Origin of the sequence: Bradyrhizobium genosp. SA-4 str. CB756 (assembly GCF_000473125.1) — a bacterium.
In the GTDB taxonomy this organism is placed as follows: domain Bacteria; phylum Pseudomonadota; class Alphaproteobacteria; order Rhizobiales; family Xanthobacteraceae; genus Bradyrhizobium; species Bradyrhizobium arachidis.
Genome location: NZ_KI421499.1, coordinates 7,776,684 through 7,792,543, shown reverse-complemented (window position 1 = coordinate 7,792,543; position 15,860 = coordinate 7,776,684). Strand labels below are relative to the sequence as shown.

The 15,860-nt window shown below is 64.5% G+C and carries 15 protein-coding genes, 1 tRNA gene and 1 pseudogene; 8 read left to right on the top strand and 9 right to left on the bottom strand.

The window, feature by feature from the left end; translation table 11 throughout:
* Window positions 1-62: 62 nt before the first annotated feature.
* The 3 genes from obgE to BRAGE_RS0137640 form a co-directional block, all read right to left on the bottom strand.
* On the bottom strand, window positions 63-1,103 hold the full coding sequence (gene obgE, locus BRAGE_RS0137650; RefSeq protein WP_027561896.1) for a GTPase ObgE: 1,041 nt from the start codon (window positions 1,101-1,103) through the stop codon (window positions 63-65).
* A gap of 109 nt (window positions 1,104-1,212) precedes the next feature.
* Window positions 1,213-1,929 (bottom strand): ATP-dependent Clp protease adaptor ClpS, encoded by a 717-nt coding sequence (locus BRAGE_RS0137645; protein WP_027561897.1) that lies wholly within the window; start codon window positions 1,927-1,929, stop codon window positions 1,213-1,215.
* A 103-nt stretch (window positions 1,930-2,032) separates the two neighbouring features.
* Window positions 2,033-2,512, bottom strand: a complete 480-nt coding sequence (locus BRAGE_RS0137640; RefSeq protein WP_027561898.1) for a MaoC family dehydratase — start codon at window positions 2,510-2,512, stop codon at window positions 2,033-2,035.
* Between the two features lie 300 nt (window positions 2,513-2,812).
* Between BRAGE_RS0137640 and BRAGE_RS0137635 the strand changes: the two genes are divergently transcribed.
* Window positions 2,813-3,727 carry a DMT family transporter gene (locus BRAGE_RS0137635; protein ID WP_027561899.1) on the top strand — a complete coding sequence of 305 codons (915 nt, stop codon included), beginning with the start codon at window positions 2,813-2,815 and terminating at the stop codon, window positions 3,725-3,727.
* 197 nt (window positions 3,728-3,924) lie between these two features.
* Here the strand turns inward: BRAGE_RS0137635 and BRAGE_RS0137630 are convergent, their stop codons facing one another.
* From BRAGE_RS0137630 to rplU, 3 genes are all read right to left on the bottom strand, one after another.
* Complete coding sequence (locus BRAGE_RS0137630; protein ID WP_027561900.1) at window positions 3,925-4,518, bottom strand: GNAT family N-acetyltransferase; 594 nt, start codon at window positions 4,516-4,518, stop codon at window positions 3,925-3,927.
* Between the two features lie 150 nt (window positions 4,519-4,668).
* Entirely contained in the window at window positions 4,669-4,938 is a 270-nt protein-coding gene (gene rpmA, locus BRAGE_RS0137625; RefSeq protein WP_018643862.1) for a 50S ribosomal protein L27, read from the bottom strand.
* A gap of 102 nt (window positions 4,939-5,040) precedes the next feature.
* A complete protein-coding gene (rplU, locus tag BRAGE_RS0137620; RefSeq protein ID WP_027561901.1) occupies window positions 5,041-5,415 on the bottom strand; it encodes a 50S ribosomal protein L21 in 375 nt (124 codons plus the stop codon).
* A gap of 329 nt (window positions 5,416-5,744) precedes the next feature.
* Between rplU and BRAGE_RS0137615 the strand changes: the two genes are divergently transcribed.
* The gene (locus BRAGE_RS0137615; protein WP_027561902.1) at window positions 5,745-6,866 is read left to right on the top strand and encodes an ROK family protein; all 1,122 of its coding nucleotides are present in this window, start codon (window positions 5,745-5,747) and stop codon (window positions 6,864-6,866) included.
* A 393-nt stretch (window positions 6,867-7,259) separates the two neighbouring features.
* Here the strand turns inward: BRAGE_RS0137615 and BRAGE_RS0137610 are convergent, their stop codons facing one another.
* The gene (locus BRAGE_RS0137610; RefSeq protein WP_027561903.1) at window positions 7,260-8,123 is read right to left on the bottom strand and encodes an alpha/beta fold hydrolase; all 864 of its coding nucleotides are present in this window, start codon (window positions 8,121-8,123) and stop codon (window positions 7,260-7,262) included.
* A gap of 136 nt (window positions 8,124-8,259) precedes the next feature.
* Here BRAGE_RS0137610 and BRAGE_RS0137605 point away from each other — a divergent pair.
* A tRNA-Ser gene (locus BRAGE_RS0137605) sits at window positions 8,260-8,349 on the top strand.
* Between the two features lie 297 nt (window positions 8,350-8,646).
* Here BRAGE_RS0137605 and BRAGE_RS50910 read toward each other — a convergent pair.
* Both BRAGE_RS50910 and BRAGE_RS57365 read right to left on the bottom strand, forming a co-directional pair.
* Complete coding sequence (locus tag BRAGE_RS50910) at window positions 8,647-9,687, bottom strand: Bug family tripartite tricarboxylate transporter substrate binding protein (RefSeq protein WP_051378269.1); 1,041 nt, start codon at window positions 9,685-9,687, stop codon at window positions 8,647-8,649.
* 216 nt (window positions 9,688-9,903) lie between these two features.
* A pseudogene (locus tag BRAGE_RS57365) lies at window positions 9,904-10,099 on the bottom strand (LLM class flavin-dependent oxidoreductase); the annotation flags it as partial.
* 371 nt (window positions 10,100-10,470) lie between these two features.
* Here BRAGE_RS57365 and BRAGE_RS0137590 point away from each other — a divergent pair.
* The 5 genes from BRAGE_RS0137590 (at window position 10,471) to BRAGE_RS0137570 (ending at window position 15,820) form a co-directional block, all read left to right on the top strand.
* Window positions 10,471-11,424 carry a LysR family transcriptional regulator gene (locus BRAGE_RS0137590; protein WP_027561904.1) on the top strand — a complete coding sequence of 318 codons (954 nt, stop codon included), beginning with the start codon at window positions 10,471-10,473 and terminating at the stop codon, window positions 11,422-11,424.
* A 165-nt stretch (window positions 11,425-11,589) separates the two neighbouring features.
* A complete protein-coding gene (gene leuC, locus BRAGE_RS0137585; RefSeq protein ID WP_027561905.1) occupies window positions 11,590-12,999 on the top strand; it encodes a 3-isopropylmalate dehydratase large subunit in 1,410 nt (469 codons plus the stop codon).
* On the top strand, window positions 13,000-13,635 hold the full coding sequence (gene leuD / locus BRAGE_RS0137580; RefSeq protein ID WP_027561906.1) for a 3-isopropylmalate dehydratase small subunit: 636 nt from the start codon (window positions 13,000-13,002) through the stop codon (window positions 13,633-13,635).
* Window positions 13,632-14,771, top strand: a complete 1,140-nt coding sequence (gene leuB / locus BRAGE_RS0137575; protein WP_027561907.1) for a 3-isopropylmalate dehydrogenase — start codon at window positions 13,632-13,634, stop codon at window positions 14,769-14,771. The genes leuD and leuB overlap by 4 nt, the downstream gene beginning before the upstream one ends.
* Window positions 14,771-15,820 carry an ABC transporter substrate-binding protein gene (locus tag BRAGE_RS0137570; protein WP_027561908.1) on the top strand — a complete coding sequence of 350 codons (1,050 nt, stop codon included), beginning with the start codon at window positions 14,771-14,773 and terminating at the stop codon, window positions 15,818-15,820. The genes leuB and BRAGE_RS0137570 overlap by 1 nt, the downstream gene beginning before the upstream one ends.
* The last annotated feature ends 40 nt before the right edge of the window (window positions 15,821-15,860 follow it).

Below are 15,860 nucleotides of genomic sequence, written 5' to 3'. Positions count from 1 at the left end.
ACGCGGTATGGGTCCCCGCGCCCCGTGCGCAATTGCGCACTAGGCGGGGACGACGAGAAAAATCAAGCCGACCACGGCTCCGCTTCGGCCGCGCTCTTGGCCTTGGCCGACACCGGGGCCTCGCCGATCACCTCGACGAGCGCGCGCAGCGCTTCCTTGACGCCGTCGCCGGTGACGCCGGAGAGCAGCAGTGGCGTCTTCTTGGCGGCGCGCTTCAGCCGGTCCTTCTGCTTCTTCAGCTCGTCCGGCTCGACTGCGTCGATCTTGTTCAGCGCGACGATCTCGATCTTGTCGGTGAGCTGCCCGCCATAGGCATCGAGCTCCTTGCGCACGGTCTTGTAGGCTTTGCCGGCATGCTCGCAGGTCGCATCGATCAGATGCAGCAACACGCGGCAGCGCTCGACATGGCCGAGGAAGCGGTCGCCGAGGCCGGTGCCTTCATGCGCGCCTTCGATCAGGCCGGGGATGTCGGCAAGCACGAACTCGCGGCCGTCGGCGTTCACGACGCCGAGCTGCGGATGCAGCGTGGTGAAGGGATAGTCGGCGATCTTCGGCCGCGCCGCGCTGACCTTGGACAGGAAGGTCGACTTGCCGGCATTGGGCATGCCGACGAGACCGGCATCGGCGATCAGCTTCAGCCGCAGCCAGATCCAGCGCTCCTCGCCCACCTGGCCGGGATTGGCGTTGCGCGGCGCGCGGTTGGTCGACGATTTGAAATGCGCGTTGCCGAAGCCGCCATTGCCGCCCTCGGCCAGCACGAATTTCTCGCCGACCTTGGTGAAGTCGTGGATCAGCGTCTCGCGGTCCTCGTCGAAGATCTGCGTGCCCATGGGGACCTTCAGCACGATGTTCTTGCCGTTGGCGCCGTGACGGTCCGAGCCCATGCCGTTCTCGCCCTTCTGGGCCTTGAAGTGCTGCTGGTAGCGGTAGTCGATCAGCGTGTTGAGGCCGTCGGCGACCTCGATGATGACATTGCCGCCGCGGCCGCCATTGCCGCCGGAGGGACCGCCGAACTCGATGAACTTCTCGCGGCGGAACGCCACGCAGCCGTTCCCGCCGTCACCGGAGCGGATATAGACCTTTGCTTCGTCGAGGAATTTCATGGGCCATAGGTAGGCCAGAGGCGGGGAAGCGGCAACCCGGACTTGTCCGTGAAAACCAGGAAATTCGGCAAATTTCGGTGCTTGCTTAACCCCAGATCCCGCTCTTGCCTCAATTTGGCGACGGCCGGTCCCGGGCCGGCGCGCCGCCAGCCGGCAGCAGGACGCAGCGAAGTGGGTGCTGACGGGCCGCCGCAAGGTTCTGGATTTTTTCGCGGAAGGCCGCGGCCTCGGTGCGGGGAAAGATCCCGCATGAGCCGCGCTTGCGCGCATGGGTGGAAAATACGATCGCGATGGCGCGCTCGCGGCTCATCCCCAGCACGTTTTCGAGAACGAAGGTCACGAACTCCGATGGCGTATAGGGATCATTGAGCAGAACGAGCTCCAGATAAGCCGCCTCGCCGCGATCGGCTTCGACATCGGCCGCGACGCCCTTGGCGATACCATGGCTCAGATAAACCAGGGCGTCGTAGCGGGTTGCGCCCTGTGCCGAAAGAAAGCGACCGACCGGCTCGGCGAACAGCTCGACGAGCATGTCGGCACCCGTCACGACCGTCCGTTCGGACAGCTGCGCCTCGTTGAAGGCAAGCTGGAGCAGATGACCGAGGCCCGTCGTTGGCTCCGTCGCGCTCGCAGCCTCGACATCCCTCCGCAGGCGCGTGAGGTCGATGCCGCAGGCCTTCAGCACAGGCGATGCGTCTTCGCCCTCGATCAATGCGATGAGCAAATCCTGCGGGCCCGGATGCGTGCGGCCTTGCGCCCGTGCGGCTGAAGTCGCGCGCTGGAGCGAACGCTTGAATGTCTCGGAGCAGGGCGGAAGCAGTGCCATCGCGGACCATCATGATGCGGAGTGTGCACGGGGTTTGTCGGCACCTTCTCCGTCGTGGTTCACGCGGTCCCGCTTGCTTCGCTCGCGCCGTGAGACGTGTCCGCTAGCCCGGCCGGCGCCGGATCAGGAATTTCTGCACGCCCTCCAGCACCAGCTCCTTGCGCTGGTTGAACACGGTGCTCTTCAGCGTCACCGCGCCGGTCGTGCGGCCCGGCACCAGTTCGGTGACCTCCAGCGCGGGATAGATCGTGTCGTCGGCGAAAACCGGTTTGAGGAACCGGCTCGACTGCTCGAGGAAGCCGACCAGGGATTCCTCGACCATGAACGGAAACAGGCCGGCGCCGGGCGCGGTGTGGATCAGGGTCTGGAAGCCGTGCGCCAGCAGATGCGGCATGCCGCGGCTGCGGCAATATTCCACATCATAGTGCACGGGATGGGTGTCGCCGCTCGCGGTCTGGAATGCCGCGAACACCGCGGTGGTCTGGGTCCGGCTCGGCAGCACGAAGCGCTCGCCGACCACGAAATCCTCAAACCAGCGTTGCGTGGGGATCATGCGATGCTGGGCTGGATCGAAGTCGGTCATGTCGATGCTCTTTCGTTCGTGGGCGGCCTATCGCTACCGCGCCGCGAAGAGTGCGACAATCCGTTCAATTCGGCGCAAGCGGGCTTGTCGCGGGTGCTCACGTCATTAAAACGACCGCAAGCGACTCTAGTCGCCGGTTTCCGCCGCTGTCTCAGCCGTCATTGCGAGGAGCGAAGCGACGAAGCAATCCAGACTGCCGCTGCGGAGACAGTCTAGATTGCTTCGCTTCCGCCTTCGCTCTTCGAGCTTCGGCGGACAAGCCGCTCGCGACGACGAACTTTCACACTCCGACCAATAGCGATGCCCTTCTTCAAAAACCTCTCCGCCTATGACGACCGCTCCGCGCGCCTGGCCGGCATCGCGCTGATGGTGCTGTCGATCTTCATGTTCTCGTTCGGCGACGCCATGGGCAAATTCCTGGTCGGGACGTATTCGGTGGGGCAGCTCCTGTTCCTGCGCGCCTGCGCGGCGCTGCTGCTGCTGACGCCGCTGATCTGGAAGCAGCGCCACCAGTTCCTGGATCTGGAGCGGCCGGGTCTGCAGCTGTTTCGCGTCGTGCTCTCGACGCTCGAGGTCGCCGCCTTCTTCCTCGCGACGGTCTATCTGCCGCTCGCCGACGTCATCACCTATTATCTCGCCGGCCCCATCTTCGTCACCGCGATGTCGGCGATCTTCTTGGGGGAGAAAGTCGGCTGGCGGCGCTGGACCGCGATTCTGATCGGCTTCTGCGGCGTCCTGATCGCGCTGCGGCCGTCGGCGCAGACGGTGAGCCTGCCGGCGCTGATCGCGCTCGGCGGCAGCCTGTCCTTCGCAACGTTGATGCTGATCACGCGGAGCCTGCGCAAGACGCCCGACATCGTGATGGCATCCTCGCAATTCATCGGCACCTTCTCGCTGGGTGCGGTGCTGTCGGCATTCCATTGGGTGCCGCCGACGCCGGGGAGCCTCGTCTTCTTTGCGCTGGCCGGGCTCATCTCGGTCACTGCGCTGTTCTGCGTCAACCGCTCGCTGAAGCTCGCGCCGGCGAGCGTGGTGGTGCCGTACCAATATTCGATGATCGTCTGGGCCGTGATCTTCGGCTTCGTCGTATTCGGGGATGTGCCACAGGTCGCCACCATCGTCGGCGCGGCCATCATCATCGGCGCGGGGTTCTACATCTATCTGCGGGAGCGCGATTTGGGGCGCGCCAGTGAAGAGGTCAATCCACCGGTGTAGCCACAACGTCGTCCCGGGGCGCGCAAAGCGCGAACCCGGGACCCATACCCCCAGGGCGTGGTTTGACGAAGACTCGGAGTGGGCGCCGCGTCCCGCACTCCTTCCTGTGGTTATGGGTCCCCGCGTGCGCGGGGACGACAGTTGTGAATGTGGTTGCGCTTCTGCCTGCCTCACGGTGATTGCGGCAGCGCCTCCGCCTACCTCATCCGTCTCGCGCTGCTCCAGCTCTTCAGCGACGACCACACGCCGCGCGAGAGACGGAAGCAGTCGACCGGCGTCGAGGAGCCCAGCGCCAGGAAGCGGTGCAGCTGCACGCCGCTCCACTGGAAGCCGCACTTCTCCAGCACCTTGCGCGAGGCCGGGTTGGTGACGCGTGCGCCGGCGTAGAGGTGGTCGTCCTCGAACTCCTCGAAGAAGAAGTCGATCGCGCCGCGCGCGGCCTCGGTGGCAAAGCCCTGGCCCCAATGCTCGACGCCGAGCCAATAGCCGAGCTCGGCATTGCCAGGCGTGGAGCAGTCGATCCCGACCATGCCGACCGGCCCGCTGTCCTGCTCGATCAGGAATACGGTCTCGCTGCCGAGCTCGGACGTGGCCCGGATGAATTCGACGGCGTCGTCCTGCGAATAGGGATGGGGGAGGCGGCGGGTGTTCTCCGCGATGCGGAGGTCGTTGGCGAGCTGGGCGATGGTCCTGACATCGGCGAGGGTCGGCCGCCGCAAGGTCAGCCGCTCGGTGGCGACGACGCTCGGTCTCGCCTCCCGCAAGGTCACGCTCGAGAAATCCTGCAACATGTCCGGCTCCGTGAAAGTCACTAAGTGAAAAGTGAGCAAGTCAAAGAAAAGGGGAGGCCGGTTTCCCGCCTCCCCTTGGAGCCTTCGATCTTTTGATCTCTGGACTCCGCCGGTTTGGTAGGACCCGGCGGACTCCAAATGATCCACCGTCTATTCAGCCGCCTCTGCGATCGGGAGTACCGATACGAAGGTGCGGCCGTTGGCTTTGGCCTGGAACGCAACACGACCTTCGACCTTGGCGAACAAGGTATGGTCCGTGCCCATGCCAACGTTAAGGCCCGGGTGCCAGGTGGTGCCGCGCTGACGCGCAATGATGTTGCCGGGAGTGACGATCTCCCCGCCGAACGCCTTGATGCCGAGGCGCTTACCCTTCGAATCGCGTCCGTTGCGCGATGAACCGCCTGCTTTTTTGTGAGCCATGGCTCGTCTCCGAAATCCTGCGTAGTTCTAGGTCAATTCCTTGACGGAATCATTTCAAAACGTCGCACGCATCAATTCGTGAATTGGCGTGATCGGTTTTCGTTACTCGGCGGCTTCCTTTGCCACCTTCTCCTTCTTCGGCCGCGGGCCCTTGGTGGGCTTGGCGTTATCCGTCAGGATCTCGCTGATGCGCAGCACCGTGATCTCGTCACGGTAGCCGCGCTTGCGGCGCGAGTTCTTGCGGCGGCGCTTCTTGAACGCGATGACCTTCGGGCCGCGCTTGTGGTCGAGCACCTCGACCGCAACGGACGCGCCTGCGACCGTCGGAACGCCCAGCACCGGCGTGTCGCCGCCGAGCACCAGAACTTCATTCAACTGCACGATCGAGCCGACTTCGCCTTCGATCTTGCCTACTTCGAGAACATCATCCGGCACGACGCGGTATTGCTTGCCGCCGGTTTTGATGACTGCGAACATCGTTTTTTTCTCCGTGTTCAATCCCGGCCTCGCGACGAGAATCGTCCGGGCCGGCTTTTTGTCAGTCGCTATGGGTTTATCTGCGTTTTGTGCGGGTGGGAGTTATCCCTTTGAAAACCCACGCAAAAACAAGCGGCGCGAGAAACGCCCCGCGCCGGCTGTGGGACTTATAGCCGCTGGTCTCCGCAAGTCAAGGAAAAGCGGGCGAAACGGCCCGGATTTGAAGGATTTGGGCCCCATCCACGGCCCCAGCGAATCTCGGTCCGCGCTGCAACCATCGGGTTCCCGGGCAGTTAGTCCGCCGGACGGTTAAGCGGGCAAGGGCTCTCATGGCAACAGACGAACTGGTGAATACGACGGGCATCGCCCAGCACGGGGCGGAGCGGCTGCCGTCGGTGGACGTCGACAGCTTCAACCTCGAGATCAAGGACGAGGACGGTTTCCTCGGCGACCGCGCCAGCAAGAGCGCGTTCCGCGAGATCCTCGACCGCTGGCGCAAGCCGCTGCGCAAGACCGGCGAGGACCCGTTCGGCAAGGAGCCGTCGGAGAACATCAGCAAGAAGACGCTGGATGCCATCCTGATCGGCGACGACACCGAGGCCTCCGCAGTGGTGCACAGCGCGATCGAGGATTTTGCCCAGGAGCTCGCCTACGTCACCCGTCGTTTCCTCAAGACTAAGGCCTGGGCCAAGACCGAGCGCATCGTGGTCGGCGGCGGTTTTCGCGATTCCCGGCTCGGCGAGCTCGCGATCGCGCGCACCGAGATCATCCTGAAATCCGAGGATTTCAAGATCGACATGATGCCGATCCGCCATCACCCCGATGAAGCCGGCCTGATCGGCGCGCTGCACCTCGCGCCATCCTGGATCTTCGAGGCCCATGACAGCATCCTCGCGGTCGACATCGGCGGCACCAACATCCGCTGCGGCCTGGTCGAGACCGGCTGGAAAAAAGCCAAGGACCTGTCGAGGGCCAAGGTCGTGGACTCCGAGCTGTGGCGTCATGCCGACGATGAGCCGACGCGCGAAGGCGCGGTGAAGCGGCTGACGAAGATGCTGAAGGCACTGATCACCGGGGCCGAAGCCGAAGGCTTCAAGCTCGCGCCCTTCATCGGCATCGCATGTCCCGGCGTGATCAACGCGGACGGTTCGATCGAGAAGGGCGCGCAGAACCTGCCGGGCAATTGGGAGAGCAGCAAGTTCAACCTGCCGGCGAGCCTGATCGAGGGTATCCCAGAGATCGGCGGGCACGACACCGCGATCGTGATGCACAATGACGGCGTGGTTCAGGGCCTCTCCGAGGTGCCGTTCATGCAGGATGTCTCGCGCTGGGGCGTGCTCACCATTGGCACCGGGCTCGGCAATGCCCGGTTCACCAACCGCCGCAAGGAGGGCAACGGCAAGGACCGGGATTCTACGGAGAACGGCAAGAAAAAGGGCAAGTCGGACTAACCAGCGTTTTCGAGCGAAGTGGATTCCGGTTCGCTCAAGAAAACGCGCAAAAAATGGATTCGGCGCCCCGTTCCGACGTCGTCGGAACAGATGCGGCGCCGGAGTAACCTTGACTGGTTAGGTTAAGGACCGCTTTGCGTTGCGGCGCACCGGCTGCACGCTAGGGTCGCATCGTCGCCTCACCCTGGCCGGCGAAGCCGCCCTTCCTGGCCAGCATTTCAATGAGCGGCACCGGGACCGCCAGTGTTTACCGCGTCTGGCGGTCCCACCCGTTTTTGGGTTTCCGCGAGCCCCAAAGCGCGATGAGATCAGGATGAATCGTCATCGCGCTTTAGGTTATTGTTTGAGCAGGATCTTTTCGGAAAACCGCTGCGCACTTTTCCGGATCATGCTCTAGCTCCAGCCGATGCGCTGAAAGAACGCCGCGATCTCCGCGGCCGCGCGATCGGGGTCTTCCCGGTGCGGGAAGTGGCCGACGCCGGGAAACATCGCGAGATCAAGCGCGCCAAACGTCTCGCCCAGCCGGTCGGTCCAGGCATAGGGAAACAGCGGATCGTGCTCGGCCCAGCGCACGCAGGTCGGCACGATGATCGGCGGGAGAAGCGGTGCTTCGCCCTTCATCATCGCGACGCGCCCGGCATGCGAGGCGCGATAATGCGCAAAGCCGCCGGCGAGGTTGCCGTCCTTGAAGAAGTTGTCGCCGAACGCGTCGAGGACATCGTCGAAGGCATCTTTCCGATGCGCCCAGCCCTTGAGGAAGTGGCTGATGTAAAGCCGGCAGGTCTCGCGGCTCGCACCAACCAGCGCCGGCGCCATCTCCATCTGGTGGAAGGACTGGTACCAGATGTGGTTGAGCCGATCAGGCGCCGCCATGCGCGGCCCGATGCCGGGATAGACGAAATCGAAGAAAAACAGCCCTGCCAGCCGCTCCGCCGCCTGCCGGGCCAGCGGCTGCATCACGGCGCCGCCGACATCATGGCCGACCACGCCGAATCGGTCGATGCCGAGGCGGTCCATCAGCGCCAGCATGTCGGCGGCGTGGCCGTCCGGACCGTACGCCCCGTCCGGCTTGTCGCTGTCGCCGAAGCCGCGCAAATCGGGCGCGATCAGCATGAAGCGGTCCGCCAGGCGGGCCATCACCGGCTTCCAGGTCAGCCAGAATTCCGGCCAACCATGCAGCAAAAGCAGCGGTTTTCCGCCTCCGGCGCGGACCACGTGGAAATTGGCCCCGTTAGCCTTGACCGTGAGATGCTCCATGGCGGTTCCTCCAGGGCTGAAGAACGGCGGGCGAAAGAGGCAGCGGATTTTCCCCTTTCGCGCCTTGTCTGGCCAGCCATCCTCGCCTATTAACGCCCCCAACCACAGGGGCCGCAGCTCCTATATGGCGCCTTCAGGAGAGGTGGCAGAGTGGTTGAATGCACCGCACTCGAAATGCGGCATAGGTGCAAGCCTATCGGGGGTTCGAATCCCTCCCTCTCCGCCAGCAGAATCGAGAACAGCCGAAACAGTGAGCCTTTTGATCCGAAAGGACTTTTTGGGCCTCGTTCCGGATCACCGTTGGTACACGGACCAGGGTCAACGCGCTGTTCATGCCGGAGGAGCGTCCGGAAAGCGGAATCTATCTCCGGTCTGGACGCCAAGTTCGCGTGAACGGCCGCGGTCGCCATCGAGGCGGCGCCGACATCCCTCGCGCCTCCAGATTCGAATACGACTTCAGGTTCGAATTCGAGCTCGCCAGCCGCTCCTTCGAGTGCACGATGCCCACCGCCGTGCGCGTGAGCTAATGCGCGGCGATGCCCGCGCTCTCGATAACCCGCTTGTAGCGTGCGGTCTCCTCGACGATGAACGGTCCCATCTCGGCCGGCCCCTTGTCGGCGATCGACACCTGGCCGTTGGTGGCGAGATCGGCAGCGATGCCGGGATCAGCGAGCACGGCGGCCAGCGCCTCAGAGAGCTTGCCCACGATTCTCGGGTCGGTTCCGGCCGGGACCGAGACCCAGGTCGAGCCGACACTGACGGCGTCCGGGTAGCCGGCCTCGAGCACCGTCGGCGCGTCGGGCAGCGCGGCCAGCCGCGCCGCGCCGGTGGTGCCGAGCACCTTGACCTTACCGGTGTCGATCAGCGGCCTGAGCACGGCGAGGTAATCGAAGGAAACGTCCAGGATGCCCGACATCATGTCGGTCATCTGGCTCGAGCCCGACTTGTAGGGCACGTGGGTCAGCTTGATGCCGGCGGCCGCCTGGAACATCTCGCCGGCAAGGTGCTGGGCGGTGCCGGGGCCGGGTGAGCCGAAATTGACCTTGCCCGGGTTGGCCTTCGCGTAGGCGACGAACTCAGCCAGCGTGCTGTAGGGCGCTGCTGCGGTCGCGACGAGGATCTGGTTCGCCGAGCTCACGCCGCGGATATGGACGTAGCTCTTGAGCGGGTCGTAGTTGAGCTTCGCCATCCCCAGGTTCGGCTGGATCGTCATCGGTCCGCCGGAGGCGTAGAGCACGGTGTAGCCGTCCGGCTGGGCCCGGGCAACGAACTCCGTCCCGATGGTCCCGCCAGCGCCGGGTCGGTTCTCCACCACCACGGGCTGCCCAAGCCGCGTCCGCAGCAGCTCCGCGATCTTGCGCGAGACGAGATCGGTGACGCCGCCGGCCCCGAACGGCACCACCCAGGTGATCGCGCGGTTCGGCCAGGATTCCGCGGCCGTCTGGGCCGCCGCGTTGCCCGCCTGAAGCACCAGCGTCGTCGCGGCGACGAGGCAGAGGAGCGCTCTCGTCACCGTCCCTGCGGGACGCCCGCTCAGGCCTGCAGCCGTACACTCGACAATCATTCGCTCATCCCATTCTTAACGATCAAAATTGCGGCAGCGTCCGCAACGAGCCCTGGAAATTGACTGGGGGATCGCCGTCGCCGCTGCGCGTCGCCGAGGTCACGTTGATGCCGACCAGCAGGCCTGGGTGGATCCATGCACAGCGAGATGACGGACCTGACCGTCAACCCGCGTCGCGCCTCGCCAACGCCGGTCGCCTCGATGGCGACGCTCGCCAGTGAGGCCGGCGCGGTGCGCCACCATCAGCAGCGGCGGCACACGCTGCAATTGTTGAAGGGATGTTCGGCATACCAGGCCGTATCGAAACCGGCGGCTTCCGCGGGGCGGTCTGCGCGACCGCGTTGTCGATCACCTGTCGCGAGGTCTCATGATAACCGCGCTGCTGCGCCAGGACGAAGACGCCGAACTCCATGGATGCAGTCCTCCCTCGTTGCAGTGTGGCCGTTTATGGCCATGTTGAGCGAAGGCTACAGTCTCGAGTCTCTTCCAACCATTGGCGCAGTTTGAGCATCTCTTTTGCAGAATATGAAAAGATCGATGGATCGCCTTCGGGCCATAAGCTGCGATCCCTTGGCTCGTTTTGCTCTTGAACTTTTGCCCGACGCGTCACCAATTCCGGCTCGCGCGTAAGTCATTGATCTTGCAGCCGCCGGCTACTGTGCATGGGGTTGTTTTCGGCATTTTTATTTGATCGGCTACGGAAGCGGCGCGCGAGCTGGTCCATCAGTCGCCGGCTGCGGTTGAAGAAGGCTATAATCGCCCCGTCTGCCCGAGGATTCCCCGATGACGGCTAAAATCGACCTCCTCACGCTGCAGTTGTTCGTCGCGATCGTCGAGGAGCAGAGCATCGCGAAGGCGGCGGAGAAAAAGAACATCGCCGCGTCCGCGGTCAGCCGCCGCATCTCTGACATCGAGGACCGCTTCCAGGTCGAGCTGCTGCATCGCCATTCCAAGGGGATCGAGCCGACGCCGGCCGGGTTCGCCCTGCTCGAGCATGCCCGCATCATCCTGGGAAACCTCTCTAGGCTCGAGAGCGAGCTGACCGGATACCGACAGGGCAAGCGCGGGCTGATCCGGGTCTGCGCCAACAAGTCCGCGATCCTCGAAGCGCTCGCCGACGAGCTCAGCCTGTTCCTGGAACGGCATCCGCTGGTCCACATCGACATCGAGGAGGACTTGAGCCCCGCGATCGTCCGCGCCGTGGTGGAGAACCGGGCCGACATCGGCATTTTCGGCGGCAACATCGACGGACAGGATCTGGAGCTGCTGTCCTATCGCAGCGACAGCCTGGTCGCGCTCGTCACGCGCGACCATCCGCTGGCGGGCCGGAGCAGCGTTCGTTTCCGCGAGCTGGTCGATTTCGACTTCGTCAGCCTCGAGAAAGGCAGCTCGATCGAGACGCTGTGCGTCAGGGCCGCTGCGGCGCTCGGGCAGCACCTCAAGGTGCGCATCCGCGTCAGCAGTTTCGATGCGCTGTTCCGCGTCATCGATGCCAAGATGGGAGTGGGGGTCGTGCCGCTCGAGATCGTTCGCGGCCGCTACGGCGTCGACAGCCTCGTCACCATCCCGCTCGATGAGTCCTGGGCGCGGCGCGAGCTGGTCATGGGCGTGCGCGATTACAAATCGCTGCCACCGGTCACGAAACTGCTGGTGGACCATTTGCGCAACCCGGATGGTGCGCGTCTCGCCGCGAGCAGCGGCTCCGACCGCCTGACGGTCGTCCGCAGCAGGAGCTGACCTCGCCCGTGCCGACGGCCAGCCATCGCCGGCCGCGATGGCCGACTGCCCAACCGTCACTGCACATTTGCGGAACGCTCTTTTATCCTCCTTCCCAACATCTCTGCCGGTCGGCATGATCGGCAGCAATACGGCACATCAGATGCCGGATAGGGAGGACGGATCGTGGACACGCACGGTCGTACGCTGCTGGCCAAAATCTGGGACCAGCATGTCGTCGCGCAGCTCAGCGACGATACCGATCTGCTTCACGTGGATCGCCATCTGCTGCACGATCTCGGCGGCTCCCGCGGCCTGATCGACCTGAAAAGCCGCAACATTCCGGTCCACAATCCCGAGCTGACCTTCGCGACGCCCGATCATGCGATTTCGACCGCGTCCGGGCGGGCCGGCACCATCAAGACCGGGTGGGAGCTGCTGGCGGCGTTGCGGACCGAGACAGCAGCCAGCAACATCCAGCTGTTCGACATCGACCAGCCGGGGCAGGGCATCGTCCATGTCATCGGGCCTGAGCTCGGTCTCAGCCTGCCCGGCTGCCTGATCGTCTGCGGCGACAGCCATACCTGCACCCATGGCGGGCTCGGCGCTCTCGCCTTCGGCATCGGCTCCAGCGAGCTAACCCACGTGCTGGCGACCCAGACCATCATCCAGCGCCGGCCCAAAACCATGCGCGTGACGTTCGACGGCAAATTGCCGTTCGGTGTCACGGCGAAGGATCTCATCCTCGCGCTGATCGGCCATGTCGGCGCCGCCGGCGGCACCGGTTATGCCGTCGAATATGCCGGCAGTGCCATCAGGGACATGCCGATCGAAGGGCGGCTCACCATCTGCAATCTGTCGGTCGAGCTCGGTGCCAAGATGGGGTTGATCGCACCTGACGACAAAACCTTCGACTACATCCGCGGCCGTCCCTATGCCCCGAAGGGCGAGATGTGGGAGCGGGCGATTGCGGCGTGGCGGGCGCTTCGGAGCGACAGCGATGCGGTGTTCGATTGCGAGGTGTCGATCGATGTCGGAGCCATCATCCCCCAGATCACCTGGGGCACCAGTCCGGAGCATGTCCTTGGTGTCGATGGCCGCATCCCGGATCCCGCTGATATCGCCGACCCGGCCCGCCGCGGCGCGATCGAGATCGCGCTCGACTATATGGGCCTGACGCCGGGCGCGCCGATCGCCGGCACGCCGGTCGACTGGGTCTTCATCGGCTCCTGCACCAACAGCCGACTCAGCGATCTGCGCGCGGCAGCCGAAGTCGCGCGCGGCCGCAAGGTTGCACCTGGCGTGCGCGCCTGGGTCGTGCCGGGTTCGGAGACCGTCAAGCGCGATGCGGTGGCCGAGGGGCTCGACAAGGTCTTCATCGACGCCGGCTTCGAATGGCGCGAGCCCGGCTGCTCGATGTGCCTTGCCGCCAACGGCGAAACCGTGCCGCCCGGTCAGCGCTCGGTGTCGACGTCGAACCGGAACTTCATCGGCCGGCAGGGGCCGCGTGCCCGCACCCATCTGGCGAGCCCGGCCATGGCCGTCGCGGCGGCGATCTCCGGCGCCATTGCCGACGTCCGGACCATGGAGCGATAGATGGCGCAAGCTTTCACCAAGCTGACCGCGACAGCGGCGCCGATCATGCGCACGAATGTCGATACGGATGTCATCATCAGCATCAACCGCATGATCGGAAATTCCGTTCGCGGCAGTCTCGGCAAATGGGCGTTCGGCTCGCTCCGCTATCTGCCTGACGGCTCTGATAATCCGGAGTTCATCCTCAATCGCGAGCCGTATCGCCAGGCGGAAATCCTGGTCACGGGTCCGAATTTCGGCTGCGGCTCCTCGCGCGAGGCGGCGGTGTGGTCGCTTCAGGAAATGGGCATCCGCGCCATCATCGGATCCGGCTTCGGCGACATCTTCTTCGCCAATTGCTTCCAGAACGGCATCCTGCCGGTGGTGCTGGACAAAGCCATCATCGACAGCCTCGCCGCGGAGATCGAAGCGAGCCAGGGCGCGGGACGCCTCAGCGTCGATCTGGTGGAGCAGACGGTCACCTCGCCGTCGGGGTCACGGCACGTCTTCGAGATCGATCCGCGCCGGCGCGCGGGTCTGCTCGAAGGCTTAGATGAGATCTCGCTGACACTGCGGCGCGACCAGGAGATTCGCGCTTTCCAGGCATCGGACCGCGACGCGCGGCCGTGGATTCACTTTGCAGGACATCAAGCATGAACACGCTCTCGAACATGATCAAGGTCGCCGTGGTCGGCGGCGAAGGCATCGGCCCTGAGGTAACCGACCAGTCGCATCGCATCCTCAAATGGTTTTCGGCGCGGCGCGGCATTCCGGTGGCGCTGCGCGAAGCGCAATATGGTCTCATCCCCTATCTGGCGACAGGCAAGGTATTGCCGGACGATACCGCCGAAGCGATGGAGGAGGCCGACGCGATCCTCTGGGGCGCGACTGGTGGCCCGGAGACCACTGAGGTCCCTGCCGCGGCGCGCAAGGCGGGAAGCCTGCTGTCGTTGCGCAGCAAATACGACCTCTATGCCAATCTCCGGCCCATCGTCGCCAGTCCCGCGCTGGCGGATTCCGCGCCGCTCAAGGCTTCGGTGCTGAAGGATGTCGATTTCATCATCATCCGCGAGCTCACCAGCGGCATCTATTTCGGCGAGCCGCGCGGCATCGAAACGCTGTCCGATGGCCAGCGCCGCGGCTTCAACACCCAGCAATACACCACCAGCCAGGTCCGCCGGGTGGCGCGAACCGCGTTCGAGCTGGCGCGGACGCGCAAGGGCCGGGTCTGCTCCGTCGACAAGGCCAATGTGCTCGAGACCAGCGTATTGTGGCGCGAGGAGGTGACGGCGCTGCATCAAGCGGAATTTACCGATGTGGAGCTGACGCATCTCTATGTCGACAACGCCGCGATGCAGATCGTGCGGGCGCCGTCGCAGTTCGACGTCATGGTGACCTGCAACATCTTCGGCGACATTCTCTCCGATTGCGCCGCGATGGCGTCGGGCTCACTCGGCATGCTGCCGTCGGTCTCGCTCGGGCCGCCGGACCGGCTGGGCCGCCGCAAGGCGCTCTATGAGCCGGTCCACGGCAGCGCGCCCGACATTGCGGGCAAGGGCATCGCCAACCCGCTCGGCTCGATCCTCAGCGTCGCAATGATGTTGCGCATCACCCTCAATCGGCCTGATGATGCGGTGCTGCTGGAGAAGGCCGTGGATACGGCCCTCGCCGCCGGCGCAAGAACGGCCGATATCGCCGAACCCGGCACAAAAAGACTTTCGACCCAGGAGATGGGCGATGCGGTGCTGAACGCGCTCGACAAGGTGGCCGGCAAGGAGAGGGAGCACGCGTGATGAGGACCAGGATCACCAGACGGTCTGCGCTGACGATTGTCGCCGGCGCAGGTGCCTCCATGGCGGCGGGGCGGGCGTGGGCGGATAATCCATCGGGCCGCGTGATCTATCCGGTGGCCATTCCCGTTTATCAATCCCAATTCGTCGCCGACCGGATCGGCTTCTTCAAGGAGGCCGGTCTCGACTGCAAGCTGATCCAGGGCGGCAGCGGCGTGAAGACACGCGAGATCATCGCCTCGTCCCAGGGCGATATCGGCATCGGCGACATCACCCACCCGATGCAGCTCAGCAATCACGGCCGCAGCGCGCGGGTCCTGATGCCGGTCGATACCCGCAGCAACGCCGCGATCTTCATCATCCGCAAGGATCTGTTCGATCAGGGCATCACCACGCTCGACGCGCTGGCGAAGTGGAAGCGGCCCGACGGACGAAAGCCGATCGTCTCGGTGTCGTCGCTGGGCGGCACCAACCACGTCTGGGCCTCCTATTACTTGGAAACCATGGGCCTGGACGACAAGGTGACCTGGATCGGCACCGGCAATGTCGACACCATGATGGGTACGCTGAAAACGAAGCAGGTCGACGTCCTCATCAACTCGCCGTCGATCCTGAAGGATTCGGTCGAGCAGGGCTGGGGCGCATTGTTGTTCGACGGAACGGACGAGGCGGTCTGGACCAAATATATCGGCGGCAAGGTCCCGGTGACGTCGCATTTCTGCCTGCAGTCGAGCATCGACAAGGATCCTCAGAAGATGCAGGCGTTCGTCACCGCGCTGTGGCGCGCGACGCAGTGGATCAAGGGGCACTCTCCCGAAGAGATCTATGACGCGATCGAGCCCTATGTCGGGAGCACGTCGCGCGACGCGAATATTTTCGACTGCGGGGTCATGAAAAAGGTCACCGACTACGATTGCATCATCGATGCGGCCAGCTTCGAACGTGGCCAGAAGGTCTGGTTCCGCGAGATGACCGGCATCAAGCCGCTCGCGATGGCTGATGTCGTCAACACGACCTTCATCGAAGCCGCACGCAAGGCCTATCCGGCTTGAGCGTCCAGGCCTTACAAGCGCCGCAGCTCGATGCGCCGCC

Bases quoted from the DNA above. Each gene is read 5' to 3' on its own strand.
- obgE (WP_027561896.1), bottom strand. From the start codon at position 1,103: ATGAAATTCCTCGACGAAGCAAAGGTCTATATCCGCTCCGGTGACGGC.
- BRAGE_RS0137645 (WP_027561897.1), bottom strand. From the start codon at position 1,929: ATGGCACTGCTTCCGCCCTGCTCCGAGACATTCAAGCGTTCGCTCCAG.
- BRAGE_RS0137640 (WP_027561898.1), bottom strand. From the start codon at position 2,512: ATGACCGACTTCGATCCAGCCCAGCATCGCATGATCCCCACGCAACGC.
- BRAGE_RS0137635 (WP_027561899.1), top strand. From the start codon at position 2,813: ATGCCCTTCTTCAAAAACCTCTCCGCCTATGACGACCGCTCCGCGCGC.
- BRAGE_RS0137630 (WP_027561900.1), bottom strand. From the start codon at position 4,518: ATGTTGCAGGATTTCTCGAGCGTGACCTTGCGGGAGGCGAGACCGAGC.
- rpmA (WP_018643862.1), bottom strand. From the start codon at position 4,938: ATGGCTCACAAAAAAGCAGGCGGTTCATCGCGCAACGGACGCGATTCG.
- rplU (WP_027561901.1), bottom strand. From the start codon at position 5,415: ATGTTCGCAGTCATCAAAACCGGCGGCAAGCAATACCGCGTCGTGCCG.
- BRAGE_RS0137615 (WP_027561902.1), top strand. From the start codon at position 5,745: ATGGCAACAGACGAACTGGTGAATACGACGGGCATCGCCCAGCACGGG.
- BRAGE_RS0137610 (WP_027561903.1), bottom strand. From the start codon at position 8,123: ATGGAGCATCTCACGGTCAAGGCTAACGGGGCCAATTTCCACGTGGTC.
- BRAGE_RS50910 (WP_051378269.1), bottom strand. From the start codon at position 9,687: ATGATTGTCGAGTGTACGGCTGCAGGCCTGAGCGGGCGTCCCGCAGGG.
- BRAGE_RS0137590 (WP_027561904.1), top strand. From the start codon at position 10,471: ATGACGGCTAAAATCGACCTCCTCACGCTGCAGTTGTTCGTCGCGATC.
- leuD (WP_027561906.1), top strand. From the start codon at position 13,000: ATGGCGCAAGCTTTCACCAAGCTGACCGCGACAGCGGCGCCGATCATG.
- leuB (WP_027561907.1), top strand. From the start codon at position 13,632: ATGAACACGCTCTCGAACATGATCAAGGTCGCCGTGGTCGGCGGCGAA.
- BRAGE_RS0137570 (WP_027561908.1), top strand. From the start codon at position 14,771: ATGAGGACCAGGATCACCAGACGGTCTGCGCTGACGATTGTCGCCGGC.